The organism is Neisseria sp. HMSC073G10 (assembly GCF_001812605.1).
Lineage (GTDB): Bacteria > Pseudomonadota > Gammaproteobacteria > Burkholderiales > Neisseriaceae > Neisseria > Neisseria subflava_A.
This window is the reverse complement of record NZ_KV809528.1, coordinates 1-19,548: the sequence shown is the minus strand read 5'-3', so window position 1 is coordinate 19,548 and position 19,548 is coordinate 1. Positions and strand designations below refer to the sequence as shown.

The 19,548-nt window shown below is 54.3% G+C and carries 18 protein-coding genes; 10 read left to right on the top strand and 8 right to left on the bottom strand.

Annotated elements, in window-relative coordinates; genetic code table 11:
• Nucleotides 1-46: 46 nt before the first annotated feature.
• The 3 genes from HMPREF2865_RS06040 to HMPREF2865_RS06030 all read right to left on the bottom strand — a co-directional run bounded on the left by HMPREF2865_RS06040 (nt 47) and on the right by HMPREF2865_RS06030 (nt 2,549).
• A complete protein-coding gene (locus HMPREF2865_RS06040; protein ID WP_070646414.1) occupies nt 47-514 on the bottom strand; it encodes a CinA family protein in 468 nt (155 codons plus the stop codon).
• Between the two features lie 76 nt (nt 515-590).
• Nucleotides 591-1,436 (bottom strand): mechanosensitive ion channel family protein, encoded by an 846-nt coding sequence (locus tag HMPREF2865_RS06035; RefSeq protein ID WP_070646412.1) that lies wholly within the window; start codon nt 1,434-1,436, stop codon nt 591-593.
• A 111-nt stretch (nt 1,437-1,547) separates the two neighbouring features.
• Complete coding sequence (locus tag HMPREF2865_RS06030) at nt 1,548-2,549, bottom strand: thiamine ABC transporter substrate-binding protein (RefSeq protein ID WP_070646410.1); 1,002 nt, start codon at nt 2,547-2,549, stop codon at nt 1,548-1,550.
• A 64-nt stretch (nt 2,550-2,613) separates the two neighbouring features.
• On the opposite strand from HMPREF2865_RS06030, the gene HMPREF2865_RS06025 reads away from it, so the two are divergent.
• The 4 genes from HMPREF2865_RS06025 (at nt 2,614) to glmS (ending at nt 7,080) form a co-directional block, all read left to right on the top strand.
• The gene (locus HMPREF2865_RS06025) at nt 2,614-3,261 is read left to right on the top strand and encodes a pyrimidine 5'-nucleotidase (protein ID WP_070646408.1); all 648 of its coding nucleotides are present in this window, start codon (nt 2,614-2,616) and stop codon (nt 3,259-3,261) included.
• A gap of 61 nt (nt 3,262-3,322) precedes the next feature.
• Entirely contained in the window at nt 3,323-3,607 is a 285-nt protein-coding gene (locus HMPREF2865_RS06020; protein WP_070646569.1) for a spore cortex protein, read from the top strand.
• Between the two features lie 98 nt (nt 3,608-3,705).
• The gene (glmU, locus tag HMPREF2865_RS06015; protein WP_070606609.1) at nt 3,706-5,079 is read left to right on the top strand and encodes a bifunctional UDP-N-acetylglucosamine diphosphorylase/glucosamine-1-phosphate N-acetyltransferase GlmU; all 1,374 of its coding nucleotides are present in this window, start codon (nt 3,706-3,708) and stop codon (nt 5,077-5,079) included.
• A 162-nt stretch (nt 5,080-5,241) separates the two neighbouring features.
• Nucleotides 5,242-7,080 carry a glutamine--fructose-6-phosphate transaminase (isomerizing) gene (gene glmS / locus HMPREF2865_RS06010; protein WP_070646406.1) on the top strand — a complete coding sequence of 613 codons (1,839 nt, stop codon included), beginning with the start codon at nt 5,242-5,244 and terminating at the stop codon, nt 7,078-7,080.
• Between the two features lie 251 nt (nt 7,081-7,331).
• Here the strand turns inward: glmS and HMPREF2865_RS06005 are convergent, their stop codons facing one another.
• Both HMPREF2865_RS06005 and HMPREF2865_RS06000 read right to left on the bottom strand, forming a co-directional pair.
• A complete protein-coding gene (locus tag HMPREF2865_RS06005) occupies nt 7,332-8,630 on the bottom strand; it encodes a M16 family metallopeptidase (RefSeq protein WP_070646404.1) in 1,299 nt (432 codons plus the stop codon).
• 58 nt (nt 8,631-8,688) lie between these two features.
• Entirely contained in the window at nt 8,689-10,038 is a 1,350-nt protein-coding gene (locus HMPREF2865_RS06000; protein ID WP_070646402.1) for a M16 family metallopeptidase, read from the bottom strand.
• Nucleotides 10,039-10,232: 194 nt separating this feature from the next.
• On the opposite strand from HMPREF2865_RS06000, the gene HMPREF2865_RS05995 reads away from it, so the two are divergent.
• The gene (locus HMPREF2865_RS05995; protein ID WP_036493913.1) at nt 10,233-11,411 is read left to right on the top strand and encodes a phosphoglycerate kinase; all 1,179 of its coding nucleotides are present in this window, start codon (nt 10,233-10,235) and stop codon (nt 11,409-11,411) included.
• A 95-nt stretch (nt 11,412-11,506) separates the two neighbouring features.
• Here the strand turns inward: HMPREF2865_RS05995 and yccS are convergent, their stop codons facing one another.
• The 3 genes from yccS to HMPREF2865_RS05980 all read right to left on the bottom strand — a co-directional run bounded on the left by yccS (nt 11,507) and on the right by HMPREF2865_RS05980 (nt 16,174).
• The gene (yccS, locus tag HMPREF2865_RS05990; RefSeq protein ID WP_070646400.1) at nt 11,507-13,648 is read right to left on the bottom strand and encodes a YccS family putative transporter; all 2,142 of its coding nucleotides are present in this window, start codon (nt 13,646-13,648) and stop codon (nt 11,507-11,509) included.
• A 163-nt stretch (nt 13,649-13,811) separates the two neighbouring features.
• Nucleotides 13,812-15,041 carry a PilT/PilU family type 4a pilus ATPase gene (locus tag HMPREF2865_RS05985; protein WP_070646398.1) on the bottom strand — a complete coding sequence of 410 codons (1,230 nt, stop codon included), beginning with the start codon at nt 15,039-15,041 and terminating at the stop codon, nt 13,812-13,814.
• Nucleotides 15,042-15,127: 86 nt separating this feature from the next.
• Nucleotides 15,128-16,174 (bottom strand): type IV pilus twitching motility protein PilT, encoded by a 1,047-nt coding sequence (locus HMPREF2865_RS05980; RefSeq protein ID WP_004519239.1) that lies wholly within the window; start codon nt 16,172-16,174, stop codon nt 15,128-15,130.
• 117 nt (nt 16,175-16,291) lie between these two features.
• On the opposite strand from HMPREF2865_RS05980, the gene HMPREF2865_RS05975 reads away from it, so the two are divergent.
• From HMPREF2865_RS05975 to dksA, 5 genes are all read left to right on the top strand, one after another.
• On the top strand, nt 16,292-17,005 hold the full coding sequence (locus HMPREF2865_RS05975; protein ID WP_070646396.1) for a YggS family pyridoxal phosphate-dependent enzyme: 714 nt from the start codon (nt 16,292-16,294) through the stop codon (nt 17,003-17,005).
• Nucleotides 17,002-17,397: an RNA-binding protein gene (locus HMPREF2865_RS05970; protein WP_070461559.1), complete on the top strand. Its 396-nt coding sequence runs from the start codon at nt 17,002-17,004 to the stop codon at nt 17,395-17,397. Before HMPREF2865_RS05975 ends, HMPREF2865_RS05970 begins: the two co-directional genes overlap by 4 nt.
• 90 nt (nt 17,398-17,487) lie before the next feature.
• On the top strand, nt 17,488-18,285 hold the full coding sequence (gene proC, locus HMPREF2865_RS05965; RefSeq protein ID WP_070646394.1) for a pyrroline-5-carboxylate reductase: 798 nt from the start codon (nt 17,488-17,490) through the stop codon (nt 18,283-18,285).
• A gap of 2 nt (nt 18,286-18,287) precedes the next feature.
• Nucleotides 18,288-18,845, top strand: coding sequence for a YggT family protein (locus HMPREF2865_RS05960; RefSeq protein ID WP_049344905.1), 558 nt, complete (start codon nt 18,288-18,290; stop codon nt 18,843-18,845).
• A 233-nt stretch (nt 18,846-19,078) separates the two neighbouring features.
• A complete protein-coding gene (gene dksA / locus HMPREF2865_RS05955) occupies nt 19,079-19,495 on the top strand; it encodes an RNA polymerase-binding protein DksA (protein WP_049344904.1) in 417 nt (138 codons plus the stop codon).
• Nucleotides 19,496-19,548: the final 53 nt, after the last annotated feature.

Here is a 19,548-nt window from a genome sequence, read left to right as displayed (position 1 = left end):
GTCTGAAACCTGATTTCCAGATTTCAGACGGCCTGTGTTTTTTCTATTAAACCAAATGTTCCGCCAAGAAAGCCAATGCGTATTCGACGGCTTGCGCCCTTACTGCTTCGCGGTCGCCTGTGAAAAGCGCGGTTTGTTCAAACGAACCTTCGGGCGTGGCCAGGCCGAACCAGACTGTGCCGACCGGTTTGGCCGCGCTGCCGCCGCCGGGGCCGGCGATGCCGGAAATACTCAAGGCGTAATCTGCCTGCGCCACGGCCTTTGCGCCGCGTGCCATTTCATAGACGGTCTCGCGGCTGACCGCACCGTGTTTCAGCAAGGTATCGGGCATGACACCGAGACGCTCCTGCTTGGCTTGGTTGCTGTATGTGACGAAGCTTTGGTGAAACCATTGCGAGCTGCCGGAGAGGGAGGTCAGCGCACCTGCAAGCAGGCCGCCGGTGCAGGACTCGGCGCAGGTAACGGTTTGGCGGCGGCTGGTCAGGTGTTCGGCGATGGTTTGCAGATGGGACATGGCGGCTCCTTATAGAAAAGGGTGGAATGGGGCGGGCGTTTGACCTGCCGGGTTTCAGACGGCCTGAAAGCTGAAATCAGTCTTTCGGCTGAATGAGGTGGACATCACATTGTGGGAATGGGATGTTGATGTTGGCTTCGCGCAGGTTTTCAACTACTTGCTCGTTCAGAGCGAATCGGAACGGGCCGAGATTTTCTTCTTGCGTCCACGCCCAAAGGGTAATTTCGATGGCGCTGTCGCCAAGGTTGGTAATGTATACGACGGCAGGTCGTTCTTCGGTTTGAACACATAATGGATGCTCGGTTGCCGCTCTCAATACGGCGGCTTTGGCGGCTTTCAAGTCGCAGGCGTAGTCGACGCCGACAACGACTTGGGCGCGGCACAGGGGCAGGGAAGAGCGGTTGGTGATGCTGTTGGTCATGACCACGCTGTTGGGCAGGACGACTTCTTCGTTGTCCGGCGTGCTCAAAGAGGTCTGCACCATTTTGATTTCGCGGACGATACCTTCAAAACCGTTGACGCGGATAAAGTCGCCGACTTTAAATGGGCGGAACAGGATAATCAGTGCGCCGGCGGCGAAGTTGGACAGTTGGTCTTTCAAAGACAAAGCCACGGCCAAGCCTGCGCCACCGATCAAGGCGGTAACGGAAGTGGTCGGGATGCCGAGTTTGCCCAGTGCGGCGATGATGATGAGGATCAGCAGGCCGATGTTGGCGACGTTGCCGAGGAAGCTGACCAGCGTTTTATCGACTTTGGCGCGTATCAGCGCAGCTTTCATCAGTGTCACCACGCGCGTGGCGACCCAGCGGCCGATAAAGAAGATGGCTAAGGCGGCCAGCAGGTTGGTACCGAAAGACATGCCGGTTTGGGCGAGTTGTTCCCAGCCGGAGAACGAAGAGAGGACTTGAAGATCGAAATTCATAATTGTGTGTGCGTGTGAAGTTGTTTAAAAGGTCATTGTAAAACAAGGCCGTCTGAAAAACTAATGATTTGTTTTTTCAGACGGCCTTGATGTGTTTTTAAGTTTTTCGGTTTAACGTAAAACGGTTTTGCTCCAACGGCTCACCCATTGTTTTTGTTTGGTGTTGATGTCGGCACGGTTGGGGGAATCGCTGTGTTTCGGGGTTTGGGCAAACTCGAATACTTTGGGCAGCGGTGTGTTTTTGACTGCCGGATAGACCCACATTTCGGCAGGCAGGGCTTTTTGCACTTCTCCGCTTTGCAGCCAGCTCACCAGTTTGGCCGCCAGCTCGGGTTGTTTCGCACCTTTTAAAACGGCCGCGCCTTCAACTTGGCGGAATGTGCCGCCTTTGAGGAAGAGGTTGCCGGTGGGCGGGGTGCTGTATTTGCCTTTGGAGTAGTGGACTTCGGCCGCCGGGCTGGTGGCATAGCTGACCACGAGAGGATAGGCGCCGCCGTTTTGGGTGAAGTCGGTGTAGTAGGCTTCGCTCCAGCCTTTGGCGACTTTCACGCCGTTTTGGCGCATTTGCGCCCACCATTTGAACGCGCCTTCTTCACCCATGCCGCCGATGTTGGCCAAGAGGAAGGAGAGGCCGGGCGAGGATGTGGCGGGAGACGGGGTCACCAGAAGGTTTTTATATTCCGGTTTGGTCAAATCTTGCAGGGTTTGCGGCAGGGGCAGTTTTTTCTGTTCAAACCATTTTTTGTCGTAGTTGATGGCGACATAGGCGTAATCGACGGCCAGCGCATCGGGCAGGGAGGCGGTTACGGGTGCGGATTTGGGTTGGCTGGCGGCGAGGACGCCGGCGGCTTTGGCTTTGCCGATGTTGGCGTTGTCCAAACCGTAAACTGCATCGGCAATCGGGTTGGCTTTGCTCAAAATCAGCTTGTTGAGCATTTCGTTGCCGCTGCCTGCCTTGATGACGGACACTTTGGCATCGTTGGCTTTTTCAAATTGCGCGATGACGGATTGGGGCAGGCTGAAGGATTTGTGCACGGCCAGACGTACTTCGGTTTGGGCGTACAGGTTTGCCGAGGCCAGTAATAGAGCCACTGCGGACAATTTCAGTTTCATTCTCTTTCCTTTGTGCGGGTAAAATACGAAATATCATAACAAAATCTGCATATCAAGGCACGATATGAATCATTCCCCCGTTTGGCTGTTTGACCTCGACAATACTTTGCACAATGCCGAAGCCGGCATTTTCTACATCATCAACCGCGCCATGACCGAATACATGGCAGGCCGTCTGAAGCTTTCCGAAGAAGCCGCCTCCCAACTGCGCCAAGATTATTGGCACCGATACGGCGCGACGCTTGCTGGTTTGCAAATCCACCATCCCGAAGTTGATATCGATGAATTTTTGCTTGAAAGTCATCCACTTAAGCAAATTTTGGTAAAGGTGGAGGGTATGGATGGAACTGATAATGTTTTAGGCCGTCTGAAAGGGCGAAAAGCCGTATTTTCCAATGGGCCTTCGTTTTATGTCCGCGCATTGGTTGAAACGTTGGGCTTGGAAGCGCATTTTGACGGCTTGTTCGGCACGGACGACTTCGGCCTGCTCTACAAACCTAATCCGCAGGCCTATCTCAACGTCTGCCGCCTGTTGGGCGTCAAACCCGAACAGTGCATTATGGTGGACGACAGCGCCGACAATCTGCACCAAGCCAAAGCCTTGGGCATGAAGACCGTTTGGTACGGCGAAAAGGCCCATCCGCTGCCATTTGCCGACGGCATAGCGAAAGATATGCAGGGTTTGCTTGAAGTTTGCACAAAACTGCCGTGAAGTTTTGCAAAAACAAGTACAATACACGGTATTGCCGACATTTAAAAACAAGGACAACATCATGCATAAACTCGCTTTAATTCTGACCGCCGCCGCCGTTTTGGCCGGTTGCTCTTGGGAAACCTACACCAACGAATCCGGCCGTACCGCCGTACGCCAAAAATATGCTAACGGCACGCCTATCGTTTATCAGGACGGTACTTATTCTAAAAACATGAATTACAACCAGTTCCGCCCAGAGCGCCGCGCCGTCCAATCCAATCAAGCGGATTATGCTGAACACGGCGAACGCGGCCAGCACTGGCAAAAACCACAATTTGCCAACCAACAGCCAGCAACCGAATAACAATATCCCCAAGGCCGTCTGAAACGGAGTGAAAAACAACCAACACTTGTTGCCACACTTTTCAGACGGCCTCAAACAACGACAACGGAAACCGTATCATGGCTCAGACAGCTTTAAATATTGTCATCCTTGCTGCCGGCAAAGGCACACGCATGTACTCCAAAATGCCCAAAGTGCTGCACCGCATCGGCGGCCTTCCCATGGTTGAGCGCGTTATCGACACCGCCGCCTCCCTGAATCCCCAAAACATCTGCGTCGTCATCGGCCACGGCAAAGAGCAAGTCTTGGACACCGTCAAACGCGATGTCGTTTGGGTTGAACAAACCGAACAGCTCGGTACCGGCCACGCCGTCAAAACCGCCCTGCCGCACCTGTCTGCCGAAGGCCGCACGCTGGTGTTGTACGGCGACGTCCCCCTGATTGACGCAGCCACCCTCGAAACCCTGCTCGAAGCCGCAGGCAACGAAGTCGGCCTGCTGACCGACGTGCCCAACGACCCGACAGGTTTGGGCCGCATCATCCGCGACAGCAACGGCAGCGTAACCGCCATTGTCGAAGAAAAAGACGCCGATGCCGCCCAAAAAGCCGTGAAAGAAATCAATACCGGCATTTTGGTTCTTCCTAACGCCAAACTCGAAGCTTGGTTGAACAGCCTTTCCAGCAACAATGCCCAAGGCGAATACTACCTGACCGACCTCATTGCCAAAGCCGTTGCCGACGGTATCAAAGTTCATCCCGTTCAAGTCCGCGCCTCCCATCTGGCCGCCGGCGTGAACAACAAACTCCAACTGGCTGAACTCGAGCGTATTTTCCAAACCGAACAGGCGCAAGAATTGCTCAAAGCAGGCGTAACCCTGCGTGATCCGGCACGTTTTGATTTACGAGGCCGTCTGAAACACGGACAAGATGTCGTGATTGACGTCAACGTCGTGATTGAAGGCGAAGTCGAACTCGGCGACAACGTCGAAATCGGTGCCAACTGCGTGATCAAAAACGCCAAAATCGGTGCCAACACCAAAATTGCCCCATTCTCTCATTTTGAAGGTTGCGAAGTCGGCGAAAACAACCAAATCGGCCCATACGCCCGTTTGCGTCCGCAAGCCAAACTGGCCGACAACGTACACATCGGCAACTTCGTCGAAGTCAAAAACGCCACCATCGGCAACGGCACCAAAGCCAACCATCTCACCTACATCGGTGATGCCGAGATCGGCAACAAAACCAACTTCGGCGCCGGCACGATTATTGCCAACTACGACGGCGTGAACAAACACAAAACCGTCATCGGCGACGAAGTGCGCATCGGTTCAAACTGCGTACTGGTTGCTCCCGTTACCCTCGGCAACAAAGTGACGACAGGCGCGGGCAGCGCGATTACCCGCAACTGCGAAGACGGCAAACTCGTTCTCGCCCGTTCGCGCCAAACCGTCATCGAAGGCTGGGTGCGTCCGGAAAAAGGCGATAAGAAGTAAGGTTGATCTTTTAGTTTGTTTTCAGACGGCCTTGAGAAACAACAGGCCGTCTGAAACTCAGATTTGCCATTTCAATGAATAGAAAACGGCATTTTCCGACTGCCGCTTTCGGGAGCCGGAGCAGCAGTCATTTTCTCAAACTTTTGATACTAAGGAACTTATATGTGCGGTATCGTAGGTGCTATTCGCGCCAATCACAATGTAGTCGATTTTCTGACCGACGGTCTCAAACGCCTTGAATACCGAGGCTACGATTCGTCGGGTATCGCCGTAAATACAGACGGCAAAATCAAACGCGTCCGCCGTGTCGGCCGTGTTCAGCTGATGGAAGATGCAGCACGTGAAAATGGCGTGTTCGGCCATATCGGCATCGGCCATACCCGTTGGGCAACCCACGGCGGCGTAACCGAGCCTAACGCCCACCCCCACATTTCCGGCGGCATGATCGCGGTTGTCCACAACGGCATCATCGAAAACTTTGAAGCCGAACGCGAACGCTTGAAAGCGTTGGGTTACACCTTCGAATCGCAAACCGATACCGAAGTCATCGCCCACAGCGTCAACCACGAATACACACAAAACGGCGGCAAACTGTTTGAAGCCGTTCAAGCTGCGACTGCCCGTTTCCACGGTGCGTACGCTATCGCCGTTATCGCACAAGACAACCCTGAACAAATGGTTGTTGCGCGCATGGGCTGCCCGCTGTTGGTGGCCTTGGGCGACCAAGAAACCTTCATCGCTTCCGACGTATCCGCCGTGATCGCCTTTACCCGCCGCATCGCTTATTTGGAAGACGGTGACATCGCCCTGCTGAACGCAAACGGCATCGAAAAACTGCTCGACAAAACCGGTGCGCAAACCGAACGCGCGATTAAAGTGTCCGAATTATCTTTGGCTTCTTTGGAGTTGGGCCCATACAGCCACTTCATGCAAAAAGAAATCCACGAACAACCCCGCGCCATCGCCGATACTGCCGAAGTCTTCTTGGACGGCGGTTTTGAACCTGAAAACTTCGGCGCGAATGCACGCGAAGTATTCGACGACATCCACAGCATCAAAATCCTTGCCTGCGGTACGTCCTACTATGCCGCGCTGACCGCCAAATACTGGCTCGAATCCATCGCCAAAGTGCCGACCGACGTGGAAATCGCCAGCGAATACCGCTACCGCGACGTGATTGCCGATCCGAAACAACTGGTCATCACCATTTCCCAATCCGGCGAAACCTTGGATACCATGGAAGCCCTGAAATACGCGCAATCCTTGGGACACAAACACAGCCTGTCTATTTGTAACGTGATGGAATCCGCCCTGCCGCGTGAAAGCGAATTGGTACTGTACACACGCGCCGGCGCAGAAATCGGCGTCGCTTCTACCAAAGCGTTCACGACCCAACTGGTTGTCCTGTTCGGCCTGGCCGTTACCTTGGGCAAACAGCGCGGCCTGGTTTCTGACGAACAAGCGCGTGAATACGTTGAAGAATTGCGCCAACTGCCGGGCAGCATTCAGCACGCTCTCAATCTGGAGCCGCAAATCGCCGCTTGGGCGCAAAAATTTGCCAAGGAAACCAGCGCACTCTTCTTGGGTCGCGGCATCCACTTCCCAATCGCCCTTGAAGGTGCATTGAAGCTGAAAGAGATTACCTATATCCACGCCGAAGCGTATCCTGCGGGTGAGTTGAAACACGGCCCGTTGGCCTTGGTGGATGAGAACATGCCTGTTGTCGTGATTGCCCCGAACGACAGCCTGTTGGACAAAGTGAAAGCCAATATGCAGGAAGTCGGCGCACGCGGCGGCGAACTGTTCGTTTTCGCCGACCTCGACAGCAACTTCAACGCCACCGAAGGCGTGCACGTTATCCGTGCCCCACGCCACGTCGGCGTACTCTCGCCGATTGTGCACACCATCCCCGTGCAGCTCCTGTCTTACCACGCCGCCCTCGCACGCGGTACAGACGTGGACAAACCGCGCAACTTGGCTAAATCGGTAACGGTTGAATAAGTAATTGACCGGTTAAAAAAGGCCGTCTGAAACCTGAGATTTGGGTTTCAGACGGCCTTTATATTTGTCGGCTTCAGTAATAGAGAGGCTATTTATGATGTCTTTGCTTTCATTATAAATGTACAACAACAGCTGATTGTGACTGATATTTTATTGATTAGAGTGGCCTCTGATGACAAGATCAGCAAACCGACAGAATGAAAACAGGCCGTCTGAAAAATCTTTCAAACGGCCTGTTACTTTAAAGCGTTTTATTCTGCACCGACAACGACGATGTTGAGGTCTTTGAATTTGACGCGGCGTTGCCATGTGTCGCGGACTTGTTCGACGGTCAGGCTGTTAATGGCTTTGGGGTAGGCTTCCAAGTAGTCGTTGGGCAGGTCGTAGAGGCCGATCAGGCTCAGGTAGTTGAGCAGTTTGTCGTTGGAGTCGTAGCGCAGGGGGAAGCCGCCGACGATATTGGCTTTGGCCTGTTTCAGCTCGGCTTCGGTCGGGCCTTCGGCGATAAACTGCTCGATGACGGCTTGGGTGTCGGCCAGTGAGGCTTTGGTGTTTTTCTTTTGGGTGGAGTAGGAAACGGCAAACGTGCCTTCTTCTGTCGCCGGGGCGAGGCTGCTGTATACGCCGTAGGTGTAGCCGTGTTGGTCGCGCAAAACTTTCATGAGGCGGCTGTCGAAACCGCCGCCGCCGAGGATGTAGTTGCCGGCAACGAGGGCATAGTAGTCAGGGTCGTGGCGTTTGATGAGGGAGGTGCCGAGCAGGACTTGTGCCTGTGTGCCGGCAAAGGGGATGTCGCGGCTTTGGGCGGTTTGTTTGGGAACGGGCGGGATGGCGTGGGTTGCGGTGGCTTTGGCCGGCAGGTCTTTGAGGACGAGCTCGACCAGTTGCTCTGCCTGTTTGCGGTTGAGGTCGCCGACGATGGCGACGATGGCGTTGTCTTTGCCGTAGTGGGTGCGGTGGAAGGCGCGGATGTCGTCCAGACTAACTTGTTTGAGGCTGTCGACGGTTATGTTTGCGCCGCTGCCGTAGGGGTGGTTCGGGTAGATGAGTTTGGTCATTTCGCGCGTGGCGGTGTAGTCGGGGGTGGTTTCCTGTTGTTGCAAACCGGTGATGGATTGGATTTGACGGCGGCGGAAAACGGCTTCGTCAAAGCGCGGACGGGTCAGCGAGTGGTTGAGCAAGTTGGCGGCTTTGTCGCGGATGTCGGCTTTGCTGAGGCTGCGGAAGCCTGCGGACGCGCTTTCGGCATTGCTGTCGCTGCTGATTTGTGCGCCGATGTTGTCGGCTTCGGCATTAAAGGCTTCTTCGTCCAGCTCTTGGGTGCCGTCGGTCAGAAGGGCGGCGGTAAATTCGGCAACTTGGCTTTTGCCGTCCGGATTGGCGACGCTGCCTGCGCCTTTGAAGCTGACTTCAAGGTCGATGATGGGGTTTTCGTGGCGTTCGACAAGGAGGATTTGGGTGCCGTCGCGGTTGCGCCAGCGTTGGATGTCGGTGGCGGCTTGGACGCTTAAGGGCAGGAGTAGGGCAAGGGCGAGCAGGGTGGGTTTCATGTTGTGGCTTTCTGTTAAGGCCGTCTGAAAGGGTATGGGCTTTCAGACGGCCTGGTGTTTATCGGCGTTTGGCAGCTTTTTTGCTTGGCGCGGCGGCAGGTTTTTGCGGCTCGATGATGACGGTGCTCATGCGCTCGTCGGTCAACATCCGGGCGGCGGCCTGTACTTCTTGCGCGCTGACTGCCTGTAGGCGGCGGTGGATTTCTTGTTCGTCGGTATATTGGAAACCGCGCGCTTCGAGGCGGCCCATCATGGAGGCTTGGGAAGACATGGAGTCTTTGGCGTAGATTTCGCTGACCGCTGCTTGGGTTTTGACGCGCTGCAATTCTTCTTCGGAAACGCCGTTGTCGGCAATGTCTTTGATTTCTTGGCGCAGCTGGGCAATCAGGGTATCGGTTTTCACGCCTTCGGCAGGCATGGCCATTACGCTGAACAGCGGCATTTCACGGCTGATGATGTCGTAATGCGTTCCTGCGTTCAATGCGGTTTGCTTGCCGCGCACGAGGTTTTTATCAAAACGGCTGGACGCGTTGCCTGCCAAAATATCGGAGAGGATGTCGAGGGCGAAAGGCATCGTGTCATCGAGTTTTTGGAGTTTCGGCACACGGAAGTTGATGGCAATCAGCGGCTGGTGTGTAACCGGAGAAGTGGCTTTGACCGTAACAGGCTTGCGCAAATAGGGTTCGGTATGGAGCTTGTTGCGCGGCGGCTGGGCTTTGGCCGGAATATCGCCAAAGAGTTTGGCGGCCGTCTGAAGCGTTTGTTTGGCATCGACATCGCCGACAATGACCAATACGGCATTGTTGGGCGCGTAATATTGTTTGTACCACGCGCGCAAGTCGTCGGCTTTTAGGGTGTGCAAATCTTTCATGTAGCCGATGACGGAGGCGCGCATGGACGGTTGGGTAAAGGCGGCAAGATAGGCTTGCTCCCACATTTTGCCGTCGGCCGTGTCTTCCGTGCGCTGGCGGCGTTCTTCACGGATGACGTTCATCTCGTTGAGGAATTCTTTGTCGCTGAAGTTGAGGTTGTGCATGCGGTCGGCTTCGAGCTTCAGAATCTCGGGCAGGTTGGCGGCGGCGACGTTTTCGTAATACACCGTTTCATTGCGGTTGGTGTAGGCATTGTTTTGTCCTCCCAGCTCGGATACGCGGCGGTTGAATTCGCCGGAGGGAACGTCTTTCGTGCCTTTAAACATCATGTGTTCCAAAGCGTGGCTCAGGCCGCTTTTGCCCGGTTTTTCATCCACGCTGCCGATTTTGTACCAAATCTGCGAAACGGCCACAGGCGCGCGGTGGTCTTCTTTGACGATGATTTTCAGACCGTTGGGCAGGGTTTCGGAAAGCGTCTGCGCCCATGAGGCGGCAGGCAGCGCGAAGGCAAGCATTAAAGTAATTCGGCGTAACATGGTTCAATCCGTAAAATGAAAATCAATTGCCAAAGTATAGCGGAAAATCTGAAAGATTGGCCGAATGTTTCAGACGGCCTGCAGCCTTATCTGCTGATTCACATCAAGCGCGGCCGTTGCCAATCTTTACCGTCGCGCCTCATTCGCGGATAATCCCAAACATTCCCGTTTCCAACCATCACAAAGGAATCATCATGGCATTTTTGAAACTGACTGAACAAAATGTTCAAGGCAAAACCGTTCTGATCCGCGCCGATATGAACGTACCGTTCAAAGACGGCAACATCAGCGACGATACCCGTATCCGCGCTTCGCTCGCCTCCATCAAATACTGCTTGGACAACGGCGCGTCTGTGATCGTGATGACCCACCTCGGCCGTCCGACCGAAGGCGAATTCCATCCTGAAGACGATGTAGCGCCTGTTGCTGCGCATTTGGGCAAACTGTTGGGCAAAGACGTGAAAGTATTGAACGACTGGCGTGAAAACAAACCGACTTTGAACGCCGGTGATGTCGTGATGCTGCAAAACGTGCGCATCAACAAAGGCGAGAAGAAAAACGACTTGGAGCTGGGCAAAGCCTACGCTTCTTTGTGCGACGTGTTCGTTAACGACGCATTCGGTACCGCCCACCGCGCCCAAGCTTCGACTGAAGCCGTTGCCCAAGCCGCACCGGTTGCCTGCGCAGGCGTGTTGATGGCGGGCGAACTCGACGCTTTGGGCAAAGCCCTGAAACAACCGGCTCATCCGATGGTTGCCATCGTTGCCGGCAGCAAAGTGTCCACCAAGCTGACCATCCTCGAATCTTTGGCCGACAAAGTCGACCAACTGATCGTCGGCGGCGGCATTGCCAATACCTTCCTGTTGGCAGAAGGCAAAGCCATCGGCAAATCTTTGGCCGAACACGATTTGGTGGAAGAATCCAAAAAAATCATGGCGAAAATGGCGGCCAAAGGCGGCTCTGTTCCGCTGCCGACCGATGTGGTTGTCGCTAAAGCCTTCGCCGCCGATGCGGAAGCTGTGGTGAAAGACATTGCCGACGTTGCCGAAGACGACATGATTTTGGACATCGGCCCGAAATCCGCCGCTGCTTTGGCCGAGCTGCTCAAAGCCGCAGGCACTGTCGTATGGAACGGCCCGGTCGGCGTGTTCGAGTTTGACCAATTTGCCGGCGGTACCAAAGTATTGGCCGAAGCGATTGCCCAAAGCGATGCGTTCTCGATTGCAGGCGGCGGCGACACTCTGGCGGCGATTGCCAAATTCGGCGTAACCGACCAAATCAGCTACATCTCCACCGGCGGCGGCGCGTTCCTCGAATTCTTGGAAGGCAAAGAGTTGCCTGCCGTAGCCGCTTTGGAAAAACGCGGCGCGTAATCGGTTTTAATCTCGATGGCTGAATAAAGGCCGTCTGAAATCTGGAAATCAGGTTTCAGACGGCCTTATTTATTTTGTTGAAATGTGTTATCGGTTTAGGCGGTTTGTGTATCCGACTGTCTGTGCAATGCCTGATAACACGGTGCAAGCTGGCGGATGATGAGGTCGAGTTGGTGTTTGAGGATTTGGTTTTGTTGGGACTGCTCTTTGTCGGTCTGCTCCAAATCGGCAAATTCCTGTCGGATGGCTTCGATGCTTGCATCGAAGGTGGCCGGTTCGGTCTGCGGCATTTGTTTGAGGAGTTCGGCGATGTGGTGGGTCAGGCGGGCATATGGGGCGAAGGTATCGCTGCCGTCGTGATGAACCTGGTCGCGGTATGCGCCGAGCGCGGAAATGTGGCCGGTCAGCGCATAGCTGGTTTTGAGCAGGGTAAAACCGTCTTGCAGGCGGTCTTGGTATTTTTTCGGGTTGCTGCTCATGTCGGATAAGGTGCTGCTGAGGGCGGCAGTGCTTTCGTGGGCTTGGCGGCGGGTGAGGCGGTAGTCGACATCGTCGCGGCTGCCGTTTTGCAGCTGGTCGAGGATGGCGTCGAGATAGCGGCCGTTGGCAGTGATGGTCTGGGCGGCGGTGTGGCTGAGGGTGAGGTAACGCCAATCGGGCCAGAGGTAGGTGGCGGCGGCCCATGCGATAACGGAACCGACGATGGTGTCGATGATGCGGATGGGCATGGCGTGGTACACGTCCAAACCGGCAAGCGAAAGGCTGGTCAGGGCTTGGATGGTGATGAAGAAGGTGGAGAAGCTGTATTTGTAGCTTCGGGTGATGAAAAACAGGGTGGTGCTGGCAATGACAATCCAGAGTTTGGTTTCAACGGACGGGGTGAAGTAGGGGACGAGCGAACCGACAATCACGCCGAGAATCGTGCCGGCGATACGTTGGTACACGCGGCTTTTGGTGGCGGTGTAGTTGGGCTGGCAGACGAAGAGGGCGGTCAGTAGAATCCAGTAGCCGAGGTTGAGATGGAGGATTTCGACGATGATGCAGGCCGCGGCCACGACGATGGAAAGGCGGGTGGCATGACGGAAGACGCCGGATTCGAAATTGAGCTGGCTGAGGACGGTCTCGCCGATGTTGCGGAACTTGGTGTTTTCAAGGGCGGCAATGCGGGTGTCGGTGTTGTCGTTTTCAGCAAGGGACGCATCGTTTTGCAGTTGCCGCAGTTGGTAATCGACGCTGCTGAGGTTGTCGAGCAGGCGGCGGATATTGTGGAGGTTGGCATTGTCGGCGTGGGTCTCGGCAAAATGGCCGAGGGATTGGCGACAGCCTTCCATGGCGCGGCCGAGGCGTTTGCTGTATGCGTAGGGTTTGTTGTTGCGCAGGGTGGCGGCAATGTTGCGGCACGCCTGACCCTGCATTTCGAGCAGGCGGCGGATGCGGAAGATGAGGTCGGTGTTTTTGAGCTGCTCGGCCATTTCGCTGTAATCGACGTGGGCGGAGCTGATGCGTTCATGCATGTCTTGCGCGCTGAGGTAGTAGCGCAGCATTTTGGCGGTGCGCGGATGGCGGTGTTGGCCGCGTAATCGGTAGAAAAGTGCGGCACGGCATTGGTTGAAGGCGGTAATCACGCCGGTGTTGCTCATGGCCAGGTCGATTTGACGGTTGCCCAGCCATGCGGCTTCGTCGGGGTCGAAAAAGTCGGCTTTGGCATCGAAGTAGTTGCTGAGTGCGTCGTAGGCGTTGGCGACGGTTTCCTGGACGGGGCGGTGGGGCAGGATGATTTGGAAGATCAGGGTGTTGACGCTGTATAGGACGGTGCCCAGCAGAATCATGACGGGATTGGTCAGCCAGTAGCTTTCGGGGGTGTAGGTCAGCGTGGTGTAGGTGGCGACGGCGAGCGCACCGAAAGCGATGGTACGGTATTTGAGGCCGACGGTGCCGAGGATGGTGAAGCCGAAAGTCATCAGGGTCATGGCCAAGATGAAGGGAACGCCTGTGCCGATGGTGCTTTGGGCAAGCAGTGAGGAGAGGGTAAACAGGGCGACGGTGATGACGATGTTGATCAGACGGCCTGTGAGGCGGTTGTCCAAATCGACCAAACCGCCGGCAATAATGCCGAGTACGAAGGGCATGGCAAGTTTGGGGGTGTTAAAGTGCCAAACAAGGGTGGCGGCGATGAATACGCTGGCGAAGACGGGTAGGGAGGCAATGATCAGAGGTTTGAGTGGCGGGGTGTTCATGGTTGGGTTGTTTTATTTGTTATGAGATGAATGATTGGATTTTAACAGGATTTTCAGTCGGTTTCAGAATGCTTTAAATGAGATAAGGCCGTCTGAACGGATACGGCGAAATGCTTGATTTCGTTTCCACATCTGTTCAGACGGCCTTGTTTGGCCTGCGTCATCAGGTCATCAGGTTGAGGTCGCTGATGCGGTCGTAGAGACGCTCGGTATTGTTGCCCTCGTCGTGCATTTGAATGCGCAGGCGCAAATCGTTGGCGGAAAACGCTTGGCGCAGGGCTTCGCTGAGTTCGATTTGGCCTTGTGCATAGAGGTTGAAGAGGTTTTGGTCGAACGTCTGCATGCCGTTGCTGCCGGAGCGTGCCATCAGGTCGCGGATTTCCAGCAATTCGCCTTTGAAAATTAGGTCCTGCATGGCCGGAGTGTTGAGCAGGAGGTCGGTAACGGCCGTGCGTTGGCGGTTTTTCTTGACGACGAGGCGTTGGCCGATGATGCCGACGAGGTTCAACGCCAAATCCATCAAGACCTGTTGGCGGCGGTCTTCCGGATAGAAGTTGATGATGCGCTCGATGGTTTGGGAGGCTGTGCTGGCGTGGATGGTGAAAACGCACAGATGACCGGTTTGAGCCAGTTGGAGGGCGTATTCCATGCTTTCTTCGCTGCGGACTTCGCCGATACAGACGACGTCGGGCGCTTGACGCATGGCGCTTTGAACGGCGGTTTTCCAGTTGTCGGTATCGATGCCGATTTCACGCTGGGTGAAGATGCTGCGGCAAGGTTTGTAGATAAACTCGATGGGGTCTTCGATGGTAACGATATGGCCGGGCAGCTTTTGGTTGCGGTAGTTGAGCATGGAGGCCATGGTGGTGGATTTACCCGAACCAGTCGGGCCGGCGAGGATCAGCAGGCCGCGCGGCGCGAGTGCAAGCTCTTGGAGCTTTTCGGGCAAACCTAGGGTCTTCATTTCGGGAATGTCTTGGCTGACGCGGCGCAATACCATGCCGACGCGGCCTTGCTCGTGGTAGGCGTTGACGCGGTAGCGCGTGTTGCTGCGCGATTGGACGGAATAGTTGATTTCCCAGTCTCGGTTGAAGGCTTCGAGCTGGTCGGGGTTCATGGTGGATTCGGCGATGGCGGCGGTGTCCGCGCCGGTCAGCGCTTTGTGTGGCATGGGCGTGAGGGTGCCGCCGACTTTGATGGCAGGGGGAAAGCCTGCGCTGATGAAGATGTCGGATGCGTTGCGTTTTTCGGCCTCTTCACACATACGGTCGAGCAGGGGATGAAGATGCGTGCCGATTTCGGCCGGGGTGGGGATGTGCGGTGCTTGGTTTTTTTGTGAGTAGGCTTGCACCATTTCGCTTAACAGGTCGTGCAGAGGGGCGAGGTCGCTCATGATGATTCTCTTTAAAACGGGTATTCGGTCAGGCTGAAAGGCCGTCTGAAAACGGGATGATGGGGTTCAGACGGCCTGAGTATGGTTTAGAAAACAGAGAGGTTTTCGATGTTTTGCGCCTTGCTGCGTGCCAGCTCTGGGCTGATGGTGCCTTGGCGGACAAGGGTTTGCAGGGCTTGATCGAGGGTTTGCATACCGTGGGCCTGACCGGTTTGGAGGGCGGCGTTGATTTGGGCGATTTTGTTCTCGCGGATGAGGTTGCGCACGGCCGGTGTGGAAATCAGGATTTCGTGTGCGGCGACGCGGCCGTTGCCGTCGCGGGTTTTCAGCAGGGTTTGGGAAATGATGGCGCGCAAGGATTCGGACAACATGGAGCGCACGATTTCTTTTTCGCCTGCAGGGAATACGTCGACAATACGGTCGATGGTTTTGGCGGCGCCGGTCGTGTGCAGCGTGCCGAAAACCAAGTGGCCGGTTTCGGCGGCTGTCAGGGCGAGGGAGATGGTCTCAGGGTCGCGCATCTCACCGATCAAAATCACGTCGGGGTCTTCGCGCAGTGCGGAACGCAGGGCGTTGGTGAAGCTGTGGGTGTGTTGATGCAGCTCGCGTTGGTTGATGAGCGCCTTTTTGCTTTGGTGGACGAACTCAATCGGGTCTTCGATGGTCAGAATGTGGGCCGGTTGGGTTTCGTTGATGTAGTTGACCATCGCCGCCAACGTGGTGGATTTACCCGAACCGGTCGGGCCGGTTACCAAGACCAAACCGCGCGGATTTTCGGCAATTTTTTGGAAAATGCGCGGCGCACGCAATTCTTCCAGCGTCAGAACGGTGCTCGGAATGGTACGGAATACGGCAGCCGGGCCGCGTTCGGTCATAAAGGCGTTGACGCGGAAACGGGCAACATTAGGCAGCTCAAATGAGAAATCGACTTCAAAATCCTGTTGATAGAGCTTGCGCTGGTGGTCGTTCATGACCGAGGTAATCATGGTGCCGACTTCTTCCGAACTCATCTCGGGCAGGTTGATGCGGCGGATGTCGCCGTGTACGCGTATCATAGGGGAAATGCCCGAACTCAAATGGAGGTCGGAGGCTTTGTTTTTTACGCCGAACGCGAGTAAGTCGGTAATCTGCATAATGTGGCCTTGTTTTGGTTTAGAATAATAAAATCGCTTTATTTTAAATAGATAAATCCGTTCGACCAAGTAAAATTTTTAAAATGCCGAGTGATGAACGGGTAAAAGGAGAAAACCATGTCGGTATTGCAACAAAACTATCAGGACGTATGCCGGGCGGTTGAACAGGCGGCAGAGGCTGCAGGACGGCCTGCGGATGCGGTGAAGCTGGTGGCGGTCAGCAAGACGTTTCCGGCAGACGATATCCGCGAAGTGTATGCGGCCGGTCAGCGCGATTTTGGCGAGAACTATATTCAGGAATGGTTTGAAAAAACGGAAACGCTGGCTGATTTGCCGGATATTGTTTGGCACGTTATCGGCGATGTGCAGTCCAATAAAACCAAATTTGTGGCCGAACGCGCACATTGGGTGCATACGGTAGGTCGTCTGAAAACGGCGCGGCGCTTGAGCGAACAAAGGCCGTCTGAAATGCCGCCGTTGCAGGTGTGCATTGAAGTGAACATTGCCGCGGAAGAGGCGAAACACGGTGTGGCGCCCGATGAAGCGGTTGCGCTGGCCCTTGAAGTGGCCAAGTTGCCGAATATTAAAGTATGCGGATTGATGTGTGTGGCCAAGGCCGACAGCAGCGACGATGAGTTGCGCAGTCAGTTTCATACCATGCAGCGGTTGTTGGCCGAGTTGAATGCGGCAGGCGTCGAAGCAGATGTTTTGTCTATGGGTATGTCCGGAGATATGCCAATCGCGGTAGAATGCGGCGCAACCCATGTCCGCATCGGCAGCGCGATTTTCGGCAGACGGGAACAAAAACAAAAAGGAGAAGGCAGCCAATGAAACAGATTATCTCGGTCGTTTTGCTTGGTTTGACCTTAACGGGTTGTCGGTTGATGGGCTGGTATCAATGTGAATCCTTATCGGGCTGGTGCAAACCCAAAAAGCCGGCAGCAATAGATTTTTGGGAAATTAAAGGCGAACCGCCGCCTTCTATTGAGGATTTCCGCGGGAAGCGTTTGGCGGACGGGAATTATTCTATTGACGATAATGCTTATCGTACCGCAGCTAATGATTATTTCAGTAGGAAAATCAAAAAGTTTGAAGCTTGCGGGCTAGCTTGGCAAACCCGCGATAAACGCCCTTTAGCGGAAACTTTTAAAAAAGAAGGATTGGATTGTTTGGAAAAACAGGGTTTATACCGAACATCACTGCCCGAAAGCGTCCGTTGGTGAAAAGGTCGTCTGAAATTTTGTCGGTATGATGGAAACGGTATTTCAGACGACCTCAGCAAATGTATCTCATTTAAAAAATTAAGGAAATTTATGAACATCTACTTTTTAGGCGGCGGCAATATGGCGACTGCCATTGCAGGCGGTTTGGTCAAACAAGACGGCTATCGTGTCCACATTGTCGAACGCGGCGCCGAAAGACGTGCGCAACTGGTGCAAGAATTGGGCGTAGCCACTTCTGAAAACCTGCCCGAATTGAGTGCGGACGATGTCCTCATTCTCGCCGTCAAACCGCAAGACATGCAGGTAGCCTGTCAAAACATCCGTTTGAATGGCGCGCTGGTGTTGTCTGTAGCGGCAGGTTTGTCCATCGATACCCTCAGCCATTATCTGGGCGGCACACGCCGTATCGTACGCATCATGCCCAATACGCCGGCCAAAATCGGCTTGGGCGTATCCGGTATGTTTGCCGATGCAGGCGTTTCAGAAGCCGACCGTACAGCTGCCGACGGCATCATGCGCTCTGTCGGCACGACCGTTTGGCTGAACGAGGAAAAGCAACTCCACAATATTACCGGCATCAGCGGCAGCGGCCCCGCCTATGTTTTCTATCTGTTGGGCGCGCTCCAAAATGCGGCTTTGGCACAAGGTTTCAACGAACAAGATGCACGCGAACTGAGCCTCGCCACATTTAAAGGCGCAGTGGCTTTGGCCGAACAAACCGGCGAAGCATTCGCACAATTACAGCAAAACGTAACTTCCAAAGGCGGCACGACACACGAAGCCATCGAAACCTTCAAAGCCCGTCACGTTGCCGAAGCCATCGAACAGGGCGTGGAAGCCTGCGTCAAACGTTCGCAAGAAATGGCGCAACAATACAAGGCCGTCTGAACATGCGCGGCGACTTGCTCCTATTATTGGCAGACGCTATTGCCATCCTGTGTATCACGCGCTTTTTGCTCCGATACGCAGGATTGGCAGCAGAACATCCCCTGCTCAAATTCAGCATACAGGCAACAGGCTGGCTGACCAAACCTTGGCAAAAAGCATTTCCATCCGGCGAGAAAACCGATTGGTACTGCCTGCCCGCAGGTTTTCTGGTGTACTACCTTGCCTGTACCGCCATTATTTTCATCTCGCCGGCGCTGTCCATCAGCAATAAGCTGATTTTGGCAAACTTCTGGTTTGCCGCACTCCATATGCTGAAAGCCGCGGCCTATACATTACTTATCGGTCTGATTATTAGAATGGTGTCCAGCATACAAGGTCGCTATTCGCCGTTGACTTATGCCATCGAACGAATCCTGCAGCCATTGCTCAAACCGTTTTCCTTCTTACGCGCAGGACGATACGATTTTTCAGGCAGTTTGTTGGCACTCTTATTATGGTTGTGGTTGGCCAGATGGTTTCCCCAACTTATCCAGCAAACCAACCTATGGTTGCTTCAATAGGCCGTCTGAAAGCGCAGCAGGTATTAACGACCAAAAATACAACGTCCTAAAAAGCGCTTTAATACATTTAGATGTAAGGTAGTGCAAAAAAGTGCAAATCGAAATATAAGGAACAAATGAATAGGTAAAACATGATATGATTCGCCCAATTTCCAAAACGGAAATTTAAGAAAACCCAATAAAAGCAAACCCGTAGCATCCAAATCATTAACAACAAACCGAAAGCAGACACCATGGCAAAGCTGACAGAACAAGATATTTTAAACTGGGATGGTCCTGAAGAGGACTACATGAACAGCGACCAATTGGCCTTCTTCCGCGAACTACTGGTTAAAATGCAAGAAGAGCTGATTGAAAATGCAAACACCACTACCGGCCATCTTCAAGAGCACGAATCCGCTCCCGATCCTGCCGACCGAGCTACTCAAGAAGAAGAATACGCTTTAGAACTGCGCACCCGTGACCGCGAGCGTAAACTTCTTAATAAAGTGCAAGCGACTATCCGCAGCATTGATGAAGGTGATTACGGTTTCTGTGCCGATACCGGCGAACCCATCGGCCTCAAACGCCTGCTGGCACGTCCGACCGCGACATTGTCCGTAGAAGCGCAAGAGCGACGCGAACGAATGAAAAAACAGTTCGCCGACTAAGAATATAGATATAGAAACCTCAAAAGGCCGTCTGAAAGAGCAATTCAGACGGC

Excerpts from the sequence above, each read along its gene's own strand:
- HMPREF2865_RS05960 (WP_049344905.1), top strand. The coding sequence starts at position 18,288 with ATGCGCGGCGACTTGCTCCTATTATTGGCAGACGCTATTGCCATCCTG.
- HMPREF2865_RS06000 (WP_070646402.1), bottom strand. The coding sequence starts at position 10,038 with ATGTTACGCCGAATTACTTTAATGCTTGCCTTCGCGCTGCCTGCCGCC.
- glmS (WP_070646406.1), top strand. The coding sequence starts at position 5,242 with ATGTGCGGTATCGTAGGTGCTATTCGCGCCAATCACAATGTAGTCGAT.
- glmU (WP_070606609.1), top strand. The coding sequence starts at position 3,706 with ATGGCTCAGACAGCTTTAAATATTGTCATCCTTGCTGCCGGCAAAGGC.
- HMPREF2865_RS06020 (WP_070646569.1), top strand. The coding sequence starts at position 3,323 with ATGCATAAACTCGCTTTAATTCTGACCGCCGCCGCCGTTTTGGCCGGT.
- HMPREF2865_RS05975 (WP_070646396.1), top strand. The coding sequence starts at position 16,292 with ATGTCGGTATTGCAACAAAACTATCAGGACGTATGCCGGGCGGTTGAA.
- HMPREF2865_RS05985 (WP_070646398.1), bottom strand. The coding sequence starts at position 15,041 with ATGAGCGACCTCGCCCCTCTGCACGACCTGTTAAGCGAAATGGTGCAA.
- HMPREF2865_RS06040 (WP_070646414.1), bottom strand. The coding sequence starts at position 514 with ATGTCCCATCTGCAAACCATCGCCGAACACCTGACCAGCCGCCGCCAA.
- HMPREF2865_RS06025 (WP_070646408.1), top strand. The coding sequence starts at position 2,614 with ATGAATCATTCCCCCGTTTGGCTGTTTGACCTCGACAATACTTTGCAC.
- HMPREF2865_RS06030 (WP_070646410.1), bottom strand. The coding sequence starts at position 2,549 with ATGAAACTGAAATTGTCCGCAGTGGCTCTATTACTGGCCTCGGCAAAC.
- dksA (WP_049344904.1), top strand. The coding sequence starts at position 19,079 with ATGGCAAAGCTGACAGAACAAGATATTTTAAACTGGGATGGTCCTGAA.
- HMPREF2865_RS05980 (WP_004519239.1), bottom strand. The coding sequence starts at position 16,174 with ATGCAGATTACCGACTTACTCGCGTTCGGCGTAAAAAACAAAGCCTCC.
- HMPREF2865_RS06005 (WP_070646404.1), bottom strand. The coding sequence starts at position 8,630 with ATGAAACCCACCCTGCTCGCCCTTGCCCTACTCCTGCCCTTAAGCGTC.
- HMPREF2865_RS05970 (WP_070461559.1), top strand. The coding sequence starts at position 17,002 with ATGAAACAGATTATCTCGGTCGTTTTGCTTGGTTTGACCTTAACGGGT.
- proC (WP_070646394.1), top strand. The coding sequence starts at position 17,488 with ATGAACATCTACTTTTTAGGCGGCGGCAATATGGCGACTGCCATTGCA.
- HMPREF2865_RS06035 (WP_070646412.1), bottom strand. The coding sequence starts at position 1,436 with ATGAATTTCGATCTTCAAGTCCTCTCTTCGTTCTCCGGCTGGGAACAA.
- HMPREF2865_RS05995 (WP_036493913.1), top strand. The coding sequence starts at position 10,233 with ATGGCATTTTTGAAACTGACTGAACAAAATGTTCAAGGCAAAACCGTT.
- yccS (WP_070646400.1), bottom strand. The coding sequence starts at position 13,648 with ATGAACACCCCGCCACTCAAACCTCTGATCATTGCCTCCCTACCCGTC.